Here is a 12628-nt window from a genome sequence, read left to right on the forward strand (position 1 = left end):
GTCCACCCCGACCGCCGCAGCGCTGCCGCACCGGTACCTACCGGTGCGGCAGCATTGCTCAGGACGATCCGAGCGGGATGCCCGCGGCGATCAGTTCTGCGAGCGTCGCCCACAGGGCGGTGATGGTGTCGAACGAGCCCATGGTGTTCCCCTTTCGTGGCAAGTCGGGGGCATATGTCCCCGACCTGCGTCGACCCTACTTGTCGACACCGCGATCTGCTGAGTGGGAGCCGACGACGGCATCCCCGAGGGCCTGTCCTGGTGATTCGATCTATATCGCACCGTGATCATCACGTGACTCATGAGCACTTGCGCACTGGCACACTGATGTGGTGCTGAAGTTACTGATGAGGCGAATGAGGTTATTGGGACTACTGGCGATCGCGGTGCTCGCTGCCGTCGCCGGAGGTGCCGGTCCGGCTCTGGCTGCTCCGGGCACAACGACCCCGACGTCCCCGTCGGCGCCACCGAAGTCGTCCGCGCCGGCTTCGCCGGCGATCCCGGAGACGGGCATCCCGCTGCTCGACACCCTGCTGAACAGCCTTGCCGGAAATCTCGGCGGCAGCAGTGCCGAGGCCGACACACGTCAGATGATCGTCGTCACCGCTCCCAAGGCCAACGACGCAACCGCCACGCTGACGGGCTTCGAGCGCGGTGCCGACGGGTCCTGGAAACCCGTCATCGGTCCGACTAAGGCATTTCTGGGCTCACTCGGGATGGGGGAGCCCAAGGACAACGTCTATCGCACCCCGGAGGGCACCTTCGGGCTCGATCAGGCCTTCGGGCGCCTGGCGAACCCCGGCACCAAGATGCCGTACAAGAAGGTCGACCGCCAGGACTGGTGGGATTCGAACATGAAGTCGCCCACGTACAACACGATGGTCCGGCAGGCGAAGAGCCCCGGCGGCGACAGCGAGAACCTCTACGATTCCGGGCCGGTCTACGACTACGCGGTCAACATCGCCCACAATCCGCAGCGGACCCCCGGTAAGGCATCGGCGATGTTCCTGCACGTCACCAACAACCAGCCGACGCAGGGATGTGTGGCGATCGACAAGGAGCTCATGCGCAAGGTCTTGGTGTGGCTGGACCCGGCGAAGCACCCCAAGATCTCGATCGGCGTCAATCAGAGTGGACCCCCGGCGAGTTCGGCCGCACCGCAGTCGAGCGCACCCAACTCGACCACACCTCACTCGACCACACCGAACGCCGATTCGCCTGCGATGCCCGGTGCCGACGAGCTGACCCAGCTGCTCGGTCAGTTGACCAGCCTGGTGCCGTCGTTGTTCGGGACCACCACCGGCAGTTAGTTCTCTGCTCCTGAGGTCGGGGACCGGTGGTGATTCGTCACTCCGGTCCCCGCTTCAGTTCGAAACAGGCGGCGCGGAGATCGTCGAAGTCGTCGCGCGGCGCGGTCACCATGTCGATCTGGCGACGGGCCTGCTCGACGACCGGGGTGGCCGGATCGAGCACCGAGAGGTACTTCGCGTGGGCGGCAAGGGAGTTCACCGCCACGTCGATCTGATCGGTGACGTCGACCGCATGGGTCGCGCTCGGGCCGTTCTCGAAGAGCCGGCGGGGCCGGGTGATCGGGTCGAGGGCGTCATAGGCCTCGATGACGGCGGCGGCGAACTCCATGTGATCGGACTGATTGGGTTGTCCGGGAGCCCATTCCGGGCCGCCGAAGAGGGACAGGATCAGATCGGGCTTGACCCGTGTGATCGTCTGCTGGATCCGGTTACGCAGCTCCGGGGTGTTGCGGATCGCACTGTCGGGAAATCCCCAGAACTCCACCTCGTCGACTCCCACGATCGCTGCGGACGCGCGCTGCTCGGCCTCGCGTGCCGGGCCGGCCTCCGCGGGGTCCATGCCCTCGATGCCCGCCTCCCCGCTCGACGCGAGCGCGTAGACGATGTGCCGCCCCTGCGCGGTCCAGCGTGCGACTGCGGGCGCCATCCCGTATTCCGGGTCGTCGGGGTGTGCGACGAGGACGAGTCCGGTCTGCCAGTCGGCCGGGAACGGGAGGAGCTGAGTCGTCATGGTGACGAAGCTACGCGCGGATGCGCCGTCCTCGTGGCGTCTCGGCGTATGTGACCGATGCGCCGAGCGGGTACAGAATTTCGTCGAGCGTGCACACCGATCCGTCGAGCGTGCGCGGATGACCACGTACGCGCACGATCGGCGGAGATCTGTGCACGATCGACGGAATTCTGTGCACGATCGGCGGAGAACTGTGCACGATCGACGGGTTTCTGGGCCCGATCGGCGCTTGGGAGGTGCGCCGGATCGGCGTGTGCTCAGCGCTCGCGGTCGAGGTTCGCCATCTTGAGCACGTCGAGGCGCGCGTCGAGTTCGGCCTCGGAGAGCTTGTCACCGATGAGCCCGCGATCGATCACCGTCTGGCGAATCGTCTTGCCCTCCTTGAGAGCCTGCTTGGCAACCGCGGCGGCCTCCTCGTAGCCGATCGCGCTGTTGAGCGGGGTCACGATGGACGGCGAGCTCTCGGCGAGGGTGCGCAGACGCTCCTCGTCGGCGTCCAGGCCGACGATGCACCGGTCCGCGAACAGGCGGGCAACGTTGGCCAGCAGCTTCAGCGACTCGAGCACGTTGCGCGCCATCATCGGGATGTAGACGTTCAGCTCGAACGCACCGTTGCCGCCGCCCCAGGTGACTGCGGCGTCGTTGCCGATGACCTGCGCCGCGACCTGCGTGACCGCCTCGGGCAGAACCGGATTGACCTTGCCGGGCATGATCGACGATCCGGGCTGCAGGTCGGGCAGGTGGATCTCGCCGAGACCGGTCAGCGGTCCCGATCCCATCCAGCGGATGTCGTTGGCGATCTTGGTGAGTGAGACCGCGATGGTCTTCAGCTGGCCGGACAGTTCGACGAGTCCGTCGCGTGCGGCCTGCGCCTCGAAGTTGTCCTTCGCCAGTGACAGCGCGTCGACGTCGGTCAGCGAACGGAGCTCGGCGACGACCTTGGTGCCGAAACCGTCGGGGGCGTTCAGCCCGGTGCCGACCGCGGTGCCGCCGATCGCCAGCTCACCGACGCGGGGGAGCGTGGCCGTGACGCGCTCGACGCCTGCCTCGATCTGACGTGCGTAGCCGTTGAACTCCTGGCCCAGGGTCACCGGGACCGCATCCATCAGATGCGTGCGGCCGCTCTTGACCACGTCGCGCCACTGGGTCGCCTTGTCCAACAGGGCGAGTCGCAAGTGGTCGAGGGCGGGAATCAGGTCGGTGACCGCGGCCTCCGTGGCGGCCACATGAGTCGCGGTGGGGAAGGTGTCATTCGACGACTGCGACATGTTGACGTGGTCGTTGGGGTGGATCTCGACGCCGTTGGCCTTGGCGATGGAGGCGATCACCTCGTTGGCGTTCATGTTGGAGCTGGTGCCCGAGCCGGTCTGGAAGACGTCGATCGGGAACTGATCGTCGTGCTGGCCGTCGGCGATCTCCTTGGCCGCGGCGACGATCGCGTCGGCCTTCTCGGCGTCGAGGAGGCCGAGGTCCTTGTTGACCTGCGCGCAGGCCGCCTTGAGCAGACCCATCGCCCGGATCTGGGTCCGTTCGAGCGGGCGGTGACTGATCGGGAAGTTCTCCACGGCCCGTTGCGTCTGGGCGCGCCACAGGGCGTCGATGGGGACCTGGACCTCGCCCATGGTGTCGTGCTCGATGCGGTACTGCTGTTCGGTCATGTGAAGACAACCATCCTCGTGTGTTCTCGGGAAAGGGTGGGCTGCAGAAGTTTTCGCAGATCGTTGGTGGAAATCTCGGTCAGAGATCGAGTCGGGCGTACTCGCGCAACTTGGACGGCTGGTGGACCGACTCGATGCGGCGGATGGTGCCCGACTTGGAGCGCATCACCAGCGAGCGCGTGGTGGCGCCGTTGGGGCGGTAGGTGACCCCGCGGAGCATGTCCCCGTTGGTCACCCCTGTCGCACAGAAGAAGGAATTCTCGCCACGGACCAGGATGTCGTTGGTCAGGACGCGGTCGAGGTCGTGGCCTGCGTCGATCGCCTTCTGGCGTTCCTCGTCGTTGCGCGGCCAGAGTTTGCCCTGGATCTCGCCGCCCATGCATTTCATCGCGACGGCGGTGATGATGCCCTCGGGGGTACCGCCGACGCCCATCAGCATGTCCACGGTGGAGTAGTCGTCGGCCGCGGCCACCGCACCGGCGACGTCGCCGTCGGAGATGAGACGGATCTTGGCGCCTGCCTGACGGATCTCCCCGATCAGGTCGGCATGGCGCGGACGGTCGAGGACGATGACGGTGAGGTCTGCGACATCGATGCCCTTGGCCTTCGCGACCGAGTTGATGTTCCAGCCGACGGACTCGTTGATATTGATGGCGCCCTTGGCCTCCGGGCCGACGGCGATCTTGTCCATGTAGAAGACCGCGGACGGGTCGTACATGGTGCCGCGCTCGCTGACCGCGATCACCGCGATGGAGTTGGGGCGACCCTCGGCCATCAGCGTGGTCCCGTCGATGGGGTCGACCGCCACGTCGCAGTCCGGGCCGTCGCCGTCGCCGACCTCTTCGCCGTTGTAGAGCATCGGCGCCTCGTCCTTCTCGCCCTCACCGATCACCACGACGCCACGCATCGACACGGTCGACAGCAGTTCGCGCATCGCGTCGACCGCAGCACCGTCGCCACTGTTCTTGTCACCACGACCGACCCATCGACCGGCCGCGAGTGCCGCCGCCTCGGTGACTCGGACCAACTCCATGGCCAGGTTGCGATCAGGGGCCTGTGGGGACGGGGACATGTCGGACTCCTCGGCGTGGCAGCGATGACAATGCGGCAAGTGGTTCTCATCCTTGCATGTCACACCGAGCGTTTGATCAGCCGGGTCAGAGGGGATCGAGCAGTCGGCGCAGAAATTGGCGCGTCCGGTCCTGCGCCGGCTCATCGATCACCTGCGCGGCGGTTCCGCGCTCGCACACCACGCCCTTGTCGACGAAGATGACCTGGTCGGCGACCTGCCGGGCGAACCGGATCTCGTGGGTGACCACCACCATCGTCCACCCCTGGGCCGCGAGATCGTTGAGGACCTTCAGTACGTCGCCGACGAGTTCGGGATCGAGCGCCGACGTCGGTTCGTCGAAGAGCATGACCTTGGGTTGGAGTGCGAGCGCCCGGACGATGCCGACGCGCTGTTGCTGTCCTCCCGACAGCTGGTCGGGGTGATCGTCTCTCTTGCCGGTGAGTCCGACGTCGGCGAGAAGCCGTTCCGCATCGGCCACCGCATCGGCGCGCGGGCGCTTCTGCACGATGACCGGTCCCTCGATGACGTTCTCCAGCACGGTCTTGTGCGGGAAGAGATTGTGGTTCTGGAAGACCATCGCGCTCTGCCGGCGATATCGGGCGATGTCGGCCTTGCCGTACGCACCGCCGAAGTCGATGGTGACGTCCGCGACGCGGATGATTCCGGAATCCGGCCGGTCGAGCGCGTTGAGGGAACGCAGGATGGTGGTCTTGCCAGAGCCGGACGGGCCCAGGATCACGGTCACACTCCCGGCCGGGACCGAGAAGTCGACGCCCTTGAGCACCTCGTTGTCGCCGAAGGATTTCCGGAGCCCGTCGACGTCGATCAGGGTGCCGTCGCCGATCGGCGGAGACGGGACGATGGGGTTGTCGGTCATGTCGTCACGAACCTTCCCAGACGATTCTCGAGCCGGCCCTGGAGACCGGACAGCACGACGCAGACGATCCAGTAGTAGACCGCCGCCGTCGTGTAGAGGGCGAAGAACTCGAAGGTGGGTGCGGCCGCGATCTGGGCGACCCGGAGCAGTTCGGTCACCAGGATGGTCGAGGCCAGCGAGGTGTCCTTCACGAGCGAGATCAACGTGTTCGACAGACCCGGCACGGCGTTGCGGGCGGCCTGGGGCAACACGATGCGGCGCAGCGTGGTCGCGTAGTCCATGCCGATGGTCTGAGCCGCCTCGGTCTGTCCCCTGGGCACCGACAGGATCGCACTGCGGATGATCTCGGCGGCATAACCGCCGACATTCAGCGAGAACGCGACCACCGCGGCCGGGAAGGGTGGCACGCTCACCCCGAGTTCGGGCAGGGCGTAGAAGATGATGAACAACTGGACGAGCAGCGGCGTTCCGCGGATCACCGAGATGTACGCGCGCGCGACCCACGAGACCGCCTTTTTGGTGGAGAGTCTGGCCAGCGCCACCGCCAGCGCGATGACCAGGCCGATGACAAAGCTGATCGCGGCCAGCGGGATGGTCATGGTGATGGTGGCCCGAGCCATCGGCCACAGATTGTCGGCGATCAGCTGCCAGGTGCTCCGGGACGCGGGCTCATCGCCCGACGATGCGGCCGCCGGGGCGCCGCTCGCATCGGCCTTCAGATACTTCTGCGAGATCCGGCTGAGGGTTCCGTCGGCTTTGAGTTCGTCCAGCGCCTTGTTGATGTCGCCGACGATCCGGCTGTCCTTGCGGGCGGCGAACGCCTGCTCGCTGGTGTCGCCGGTCTTCGCGGAGATCTTGACGCTGGTGTCGCCGGTCTCGGCCAGATACGCGTAGACGGCGATGCTGTCGTTCACCGTGGCCTGCACGCGGCCCTGGTTCAGCAGTTTGATCGCCTGCGTGAATCCCTCGACGGACTCGACGCGGGCCCCCGCGTCCCGGGCGACCTGGGCCCAGTTGCTGGTGGAGGACTGGGCGGTGACCTTGCCGCTCAGGTCGGCGAGCGACCGGATGGAGGAGTCGTCGGCGCGAGTGACGATCACCCCTTCACCGACCGAATACGGTTCGGACAGGTCGTATTTCGCCTGGCGTTCCGGGGTGATCGTCACCTGATTGGCGACCACGTCGAATCGGTCGGCGCCCAACGCCGCGAAGATCGAGTCCCATGGTGTCTCCACGAACTCTGCGCGGACGCCGAGTTTCTCGGCCACCGCGTTCGCGACGTCGACGTCGTATCCGGCGAGCTTGCCGGTCGTCGGATCGTGGTAGCTGAACGGCGAGTACGTCCCCTCGGTGCCCACCCGCAGGACTCCGGAGTCGCGGATGCCCTCGATGCCCGTCGACGAATTGCCCCCACAGCCGGACATCGCGACGACGAGCAGCATCACGAGGCACAGGGCGGGTACCGAGCGTCTGAGGCGTCCCATGGGACCACTCAACAGGCTTGCGCGTCCGTTGAACAGGGTTTGCGCCCCAGCCGGTGGGACGGGCGCCGTCGGGTCGCGCGACGGACCTTGGGATACTCGTCGCATGGCCGCCAAACCCCGCATCCTGCACAGCAGCAAGGACATGATCTGGTCGTTGATCCCGCTGCTGGTCATCTGCGCGATCGTCGCGATCGCGTCGGGCAATTGCTCGGTCGGGCTCTCGGGTCAGGCGTCCGACGACAAGACGCCCGGTTTCGACGTGTCGGCCGCCCTGCAGGCAGATGCCCGCGATCTCCCGTTCCCGATCCGTGAGCCGGCCACGCCGGACGGCTGGAAGCCGAACTCGGGATCGACGCAGGCGGTCGGCGGAACCCGGGTGAGCAACGTCGGATGGATCTCCGACGTGGGGGCGTACGTGCAGCTCAGCCAGACCGACGCCAAAGAGGAGGACCTGGTCGTCCACCTCGGGGGCGGTGAGGCGCTGGGGACCGGTACCCGGCAGGCAGGCGGACGGGAATGGGTCACGTACTCGACACCGGACGAGAAGAAGTTCTGGATCACCGATCTCGGGGACGTCCGGATCGCCGTCCTGTCCCGCGGACCCGAGGACGACATGGCCGAGATCGCCACTGCCGTGCTCGCACAGCAACCACTACCGAGCGGGGCCTGACTCGATCGGTGAATCCGATCGGTCGGCGCCGATCGAGGCGTCAGTCGTCGTCGGCGTCGCTCTCGGCCAGGGCGGACTCGATCCGGTCCCGGGCGCCGGCCAGATGTTCCTCGCACCGTGCCGCGAGTGCCTCCCCGCGCTCCCAGAGCGCGAGTGAGGCGTCGAGGTCGAGGCCGCCGTGTTCGAGCGTGGCCACCACATCGACGAGTTCGTCGCGAGCCTCTTCGTAACCGAGCTCCTCGACCGGGGTCCAGTCCCCGTCATCGAGTCCCGGATTCTCTTGGTCCGCATCCCCGTTCACGCTTGCTCTCCTTCGGTCACGCGTGCCGTCGCGGCACCGTCGGCCACCCGGATCCGCAGCCGCGCGCCACTGGGCATGTCGGCGACGGCGCCCACCACATGGGCCGGATCGACGTCGGTGCGCTGCACCACGGCATAGCCGCGGGCGAGTGTCTGTGCGGGACCCAGTGTGCCCAACCGGGCCGACAGATGTTCGCGGCGACGGTCCTCGGCATCGATGTGACCCCGGATGTCGCGGCGGATGTCGCGCCGCATCCGGTCGATCTGCTCGGCGTGGGCGTCGATCACCGTGAAGGGCCTCGCCAGCACCGGTCGGGCGCGTAGCCCGTCGACGACATGCGCCTCCCGCCGCACCCAGTTGCGCAGGGCATGTGCGCTGCGCCGCCGCATCTCGGCGACGCCGGCCAACTCCGCCGCGACATCCGGTACGACACGCTTGGCGGCATCTGTCGGGGTCGCTGCGCGCAGGTCGGCGACCAGGTCGAGCAAGGGTGCGTCGGGTTCGTGTCCGATCGCGCTGATCACCGGTGTACGGCAGGCGGACACCGCGCGCAGCAGGGCCTCGTCGGAGAAGGGGAGGAGGTCTTCGACGCTCCCGCCCCCTCGGGCGATGATGATGACCTCGACATCGGGATCGGCGTCGAGATCGGCGAGATGGCCGAGGATCCGCGGTACCGCGGTCGGCCCTTGGACGGGGGCATCGCGCACCACGAAACGCACCGCGGGCCAGCGACTGCCCGCAACCGCCACGACGTCCCGCTGGGCGGCGCTGGACCGACCGCTGATCAGGCCGACCGCTCTGGGCAGGAACGGGAGTGGCCGTTTGAGGCGACTGTCGAAAATGCCCTCCGCGGCCAGCAGTTGCCGCAGCCGTTCGATCCGGAGCAGCAGTTCGCCCACGCCGACCGGCCGGATGTCGGTGACCCGGAGCGACACCGTGCCACGACCGGTGAAGTACGTCGGCCGACCGAGGACCACCACGTGGCTTCCCTCGGCGAGCGGCACCTCGGTCCGCATGAGCAGGTCGGGGCTGCAGGTCACCGAGATCGAGATGTCGGCGGCCGGGTCACGCAGGGTGAGGAAGGCGACCCGGGTGCCGGGTCTGCGGTTGATCTGGGTCACCTGGCCCTCGACCCAGATCTGGCCCAGCCGGTGAATCCAGTCGGCGATCTTGGTGTTGACGGTCCGTACCGGCCACGGGTGTTCGGCGGAGTTCGACTGCGCCCCCGTGCTCGCCTGGTCTGATGTCACGTGGTCTGTTGCCGCTTGCTGTTCTGCGAGGCGATGCGATTGTCGATCATGGTGACGAACGGCGCGCGCGCCCTGGTCGCCTTCTCGTACGCCGCGAGCTGCTCGAGTTCGTCGATCCCGACGCTGCGCAGTTTGGCGCGCAGCTGGGCGAGGGTCAGGTTCTCGTATTCGATGTACTCGACGATCTCGGGAACCGGGCCGTCGAACGCCGGTGCGGCTTTGGTCGCGGTGTTCTTGTCGGCGTCTGCGTTCACGACTCCATCGGGGGGAGCGCTGTAGAGGGCGAATCGACCCGCCGCGTGGTCGGCGCCGGGCGCGTCGTCGGGAGCTGTCTGTGGGGCAGGCTTCGAGCCCTGCGCGGTGCCCGCCGGTTTCGACGTGGCCTTCTTGGCCACAGGCTTCTTGGCCGACGACTTCTTCGCGGGCGACTTCTTCGCCGGTGCGGCGTGGACGGGTGCATCGGCGGCGTCGGACGACCCGGCGTCGGACAACCCGATGTCGGCTGATGTGTTTTCGGACACAGGTGTGCCCGGGGCGCCGGTGGTGTCCCGGCTCTCGATGGGTGTCCGGTCGGCCTCGGCGTCGATCGCGTCGTCATCGTCGTCGAACCGTGCCCACTCGGGCTGGTCGGAGGGCTTGTCGAACAGCGTCTCGAGCGCGAGGTCGCCCTTGATGGCGAGCTCGGCGATGTTCTGCTGTACCCGCATACCCGCCTGCAACGTCTGGCTGACCGCAGTCATCGGCAGGGTGATCACCAGAGCGGGCAGCTTTCGGGTCTCCTCGATCGCGGTGACGACGAGACCGGCGGCGATGCGGGCCGGATACGGTGCGCGAACCATGACCACACTCTGCCATCCGACCGGGTACTGATCCACCCCGGGACATGCCGGGCCGATCCTGCGCCGGGCGCAGACGGACGGCGACAGCCCGTAGGCTGGACGGCATGGTTGATCGCAAGCGTGTCCTGTTGGCCGAACCACGCGGCTACTGCGCCGGGGTGGATCGTGCCGTCGAGACCGTGGAGCGCGCTCTCGACAAGCACGGTGCCCCGGTGTTCGTCCGCAAGGAGATCGTGCACAACCGCCACGTCGTCGAGACTTTGACCGACCGCGGGGCGGTGTTCGTCGGCGAGACCGACGAGGTACCCGAAGGCGCGATCGTCGTGTTCTCGGCGCATGGTGTGTCGCCGGAGGTCCACCGGACCGCGGCCGAGCGCAGCCTGAGGACGATCGACGCCACCTGCCCCCTGGTCACCAAGGTGCACCAGGAGGCCAAGCGGTTCGCGCGGGACGACTACGACATCCTCCTCATCGGCCACGAGGGTCATGAAGAGGTCGAGGGCACCGCGGGCGAGGCCCCCGAGCACATTCAGCTCGTGGACGGCCCGGATCACGTCGACGATGTCGAGGTGCGCGACGAATCGAAGGTCATCTGGTTGTCGCAGACGACGCTTTCGGTGGACGAGACGATGGAGACCGTCAAGCGGCTACGCGAGAAGTTCCCGCTGCTCGAGGACCCGCCGAGCGACGACATCTGTTACGCCACGCAGAATCGGCAGGTCGCAGTGAAGGCGATGGCGCCGCAATGCGACCTCGTGATCGTGGTCGGTTCGCAGAACTCGTCGAACTCCCAGCGCCTGGTGGAGGTGGCCTTGCAGAACGGGGCGGCCGCTTCGTACCTCGTCGACTACGCGCGCGACATCGACGAGTCATGGTTGGCAGGCGTCACGACGGTGGGTGTCACCTCTGGCGCGTCGGTGCCCGAGGTCCTCGTGCGCGGCGTCCTCGATCTTCTCGCCGAGCACGGATACGACTCGGTGGACACCGTCAACACCGCGAACGAGACGCTGACCTTCGCATTGCCGCGCGAGCTGCGACCCGCGCGCACGGCGAAGTGAACCGGGCCAGGACCTGATCCGCTAGTACTCGTCCGGGTCGAGGCGTCGCACCCGACGATGCGGCAGCGCCACCGCCAGCACCACTGCGATCACTGCGGCACAGAGCGCGGCGCCGATGAGCGCGACGTCGCGGGCGGTGTGATCGACGGCTGGTGGTGAGCTCGGTGCGGCGATCGCCCTGGCCTCGGTCGGATTCGGCAGGCCGTCCGGGATCTCGCTGGTCAGGGCCGCCACCGGATCGATGACCCCGTATCCGATCTGGGTGTCGTGCCCGGTGCCGGGGGCGTGGGCGGTCCGCGTGATGCGCGCCATGACCTCGGCGGGGCGAAGCCGGGGGAACCGGGCCCGCACGAGTGCGACCGCACCCGCCACGTACGGGGTTGCGAAACTCGTGCCCGCGATCGGGATCGGCCCGTTCTGGCCCTGCTGCGCATCGACGAGTCTCGACGATCCGCGGGTGCTGTCGAGACTGACGATGTCGGTGCCCGGCGCGGCCACGCTCACCCAGGGGCCGTGCAGACTGAATCCGCTCGGCGCGCCGGTACCCGCGTCCACGGAGCCGACTGCCAGCACATACGGCGAGAACCAGGCGGGACTGGCGACGGTGGACACCGATCCCCAGGCGTCGGTGTCGCCGGCGGCAGGGGCCGGGTTCTGGTGCTGACATCCGGAGTTCTGCGACAGGTTGCCTGCGGCGACCACCACGACGACGTTGCGGTCGTATGCGTACTTGACCGCGGCGCCGAGTGACCTGTCGTTGAGCCGGGACCCGGCGGAGGCGCACGCGACCTCGGAGATGTTGATGACGGTGGCGCCGAGGTCGACGGCCCGGACCACCGCATTGGCCAGCGTGCGGACGGACCCGTAGCCGGAACCGACGGTGGGATCCGAGTCGTCGGACCTGCGGTCCTTCGCGGAGTACGCACCGCTCGACTGCCTGATCGAGATCAGTGAGGCGTCCGGAGCGACACCGGCGAACGCATCGGTGCGACTCGGCGCCGCGGCGATGATGCCCGCGACCAGCGTGCCGTGCGCATCGCAATCGACGAGCCCGTTGCCCGACGACACGTAGTCGCCGCCCGCCTGAACGCGACCAAGACGCGGGTGCGGAGTGATCCCGGTGTCGATGACGGCGACTTTCTGTCCCTTGCCCCGGCTGAACCGCCACGCTTCCGGAAGGTTCATCATCGATTGCGCGGCAGTGGGTTTGGAGTTGTCGTGACGGCCGGTCGCCAACGGTTTCGCGCAGAGAGTGCGTTGCTCGGTGGTCTCGGGCGGCGCTGTCGGCGCGGAGCGCACCAGTGCTCCGGGGTCGATCGTCGGGGGTGTCATCGCAGCAGCAGGCGAGCCCCCGAACACGGCGATGACCGTGAGACCGG

General features: G+C 67.6%; 12 protein-coding genes. 3 read left to right on the forward strand and 9 right to left on the reverse strand.

The genetic code is table 11. The features are described 5' to 3' along the window. Positions 1-356 precede the first annotated feature (356 nt). Positions 357-1310, forward strand: a complete 954-nt coding sequence (locus tag OVA31_RS18885; protein WP_267628135.1) for a L,D-transpeptidase family protein — start codon at positions 357-359, stop codon at positions 1308-1310. A 37-nt stretch (positions 1311-1347) separates the two neighbouring features. Here the strand turns inward: OVA31_RS18885 and OVA31_RS18890 are convergent, their stop codons facing one another. The 5 genes from OVA31_RS18890 to OVA31_RS18910 form a co-directional block, all read right to left on the reverse strand. Beyond that, positions 1348-2040, reverse strand: coding sequence for a PIG-L deacetylase family protein (locus OVA31_RS18890; protein ID WP_267628136.1), 693 nt, complete (start codon positions 2038-2040; stop codon positions 1348-1350). A 257-nt stretch (positions 2041-2297) separates the two neighbouring features. Continuing rightward, positions 2298-3698: a class II fumarate hydratase gene (locus OVA31_RS18895; RefSeq protein WP_267628137.1), complete on the reverse strand. Its 1401-nt coding sequence runs from the start codon at positions 3696-3698 to the stop codon at positions 2298-2300. Between the two features lie 79 nt (positions 3699-3777). Continuing rightward, complete coding sequence (glpX, locus tag OVA31_RS18900) at positions 3778-4770, reverse strand: class II fructose-bisphosphatase (protein WP_267628138.1); 993 nt, start codon at positions 4768-4770, stop codon at positions 3778-3780. Positions 4771-4855: 85 nt separating this feature from the next. Further along, the gene (locus OVA31_RS18905; RefSeq protein ID WP_324290131.1) at positions 4856-5647 is read right to left on the reverse strand and encodes an amino acid ABC transporter ATP-binding protein; all 792 of its coding nucleotides are present in this window, start codon (positions 5645-5647) and stop codon (positions 4856-4858) included. Then, on the reverse strand, positions 5644-7071 hold the full coding sequence (locus OVA31_RS18910; RefSeq protein ID WP_420714222.1) for an ABC transporter permease subunit: 1428 nt from the start codon (positions 7069-7071) through the stop codon (positions 5644-5646). The genes OVA31_RS18905 and OVA31_RS18910 overlap by 4 nt, the downstream gene beginning before the upstream one ends. Before the next feature lie 163 nt (positions 7072-7234). Here OVA31_RS18910 and OVA31_RS18915 point away from each other — a divergent pair, with 163 nt between their 5' ends. Further along, positions 7235-7801 carry a DUF4245 domain-containing protein gene (locus OVA31_RS18915; protein WP_267628140.1) on the forward strand — a complete coding sequence of 189 codons (567 nt, stop codon included), beginning with the start codon at positions 7235-7237 and terminating at the stop codon, positions 7799-7801. A 40-nt stretch (positions 7802-7841) separates the two neighbouring features. On the opposite strand, the gene OVA31_RS18920 is transcribed toward OVA31_RS18915, so the two are convergent. The 3 genes from OVA31_RS18920 to OVA31_RS18930 are packed head-to-tail and all read right to left on the reverse strand — an operon-like array spanning position 7842 to position 10191. Then, the gene (locus OVA31_RS18920; protein WP_267628141.1) at positions 7842-8102 is read right to left on the reverse strand and encodes an exodeoxyribonuclease VII small subunit; all 261 of its coding nucleotides are present in this window, start codon (positions 8100-8102) and stop codon (positions 7842-7844) included. Then, positions 8099-9352 (reverse strand): exodeoxyribonuclease VII large subunit, encoded by a 1254-nt coding sequence (gene xseA, locus OVA31_RS18925; protein WP_267628143.1) that lies wholly within the window; start codon positions 9350-9352, stop codon positions 8099-8101. The genes OVA31_RS18920 and xseA overlap by 4 nt, the downstream gene beginning before the upstream one ends. After that, positions 9349-10191, reverse strand: a complete 843-nt coding sequence (locus tag OVA31_RS18930; RefSeq protein WP_267628144.1) for a lipid droplet-associated protein — start codon at positions 10189-10191, stop codon at positions 9349-9351. The genes xseA and OVA31_RS18930 overlap by 4 nt, the downstream gene beginning before the upstream one ends. Positions 10192-10295: 104 nt before the next feature. On the opposite strand from OVA31_RS18930, the gene OVA31_RS18935 reads away from it, so the two are divergent. Beyond that, positions 10296-11249 carry a 4-hydroxy-3-methylbut-2-enyl diphosphate reductase gene (locus OVA31_RS18935; protein WP_190267667.1) on the forward strand — a complete coding sequence of 318 codons (954 nt, stop codon included), beginning with the start codon at positions 10296-10298 and terminating at the stop codon, positions 11247-11249. Positions 11250-11270: 21 nt separating this feature from the next. Here the strand turns inward: OVA31_RS18935 and mycP are convergent, their stop codons facing one another. Next, positions 11271-12581 (reverse strand): type VII secretion-associated serine protease mycosin, encoded by a 1311-nt coding sequence (mycP, locus tag OVA31_RS18940; RefSeq protein ID WP_267628145.1) that lies wholly within the window; start codon positions 12579-12581, stop codon positions 11271-11273. Positions 12582-12628: the final 47 nt, after the last annotated feature.

Source organism: Gordonia sp. SL306 (assembly GCF_026625785.1).
In the GTDB taxonomy this organism is placed as follows: Bacteria; Actinomycetota; Actinomycetes; order Mycobacteriales; family Mycobacteriaceae; genus Gordonia.

Excerpts from the sequence above, each read along its gene's own strand:
- OVA31_RS18885 (WP_267628135.1), top strand. The coding sequence starts at position 357 with ATGAGGTTATTGGGACTACTGGCGATCGCGGTGCTCGCTGCCGTCGCC.
- OVA31_RS18890 (WP_267628136.1), bottom strand. The coding sequence starts at position 2,040 with ATGACGACTCAGCTCCTCCCGTTCCCGGCCGACTGGCAGACCGGACTC.
- glpX (WP_267628138.1), bottom strand. The coding sequence starts at position 4,770 with ATGTCCCCGTCCCCACAGGCCCCTGATCGCAACCTGGCCATGGAGTTG.
- OVA31_RS18930 (WP_267628144.1), bottom strand. The coding sequence starts at position 10,191 with ATGGTTCGCGCACCGTATCCGGCCCGCATCGCCGCCGGTCTCGTCGTC.
- OVA31_RS18905 (WP_324290131.1), bottom strand. The coding sequence starts at position 5,647 with ATGACCGACAACCCCATCGTCCCGTCTCCGCCGATCGGCGACGGCACC.
- OVA31_RS18915 (WP_267628140.1), top strand. The coding sequence starts at position 7,235 with ATGGCCGCCAAACCCCGCATCCTGCACAGCAGCAAGGACATGATCTGG.
- mycP (WP_267628145.1), bottom strand. The coding sequence starts at position 12,581 with ATGACACCCCCGACGATCGACCCCGGAGCACTGGTGCGCTCCGCGCCG.
- OVA31_RS18910 (WP_420714222.1), bottom strand. The coding sequence starts at position 7,071 with ATGTCCGGCTGTGGGGGCAATTCGTCGACGGGCATCGAGGGCATCCGC.
- OVA31_RS18895 (WP_267628137.1), bottom strand. The coding sequence starts at position 3,698 with ATGACCGAACAGCAGTACCGCATCGAGCACGACACCATGGGCGAGGTC.
- OVA31_RS18935 (WP_190267667.1), top strand. The coding sequence starts at position 10,296 with ATGGTTGATCGCAAGCGTGTCCTGTTGGCCGAACCACGCGGCTACTGC.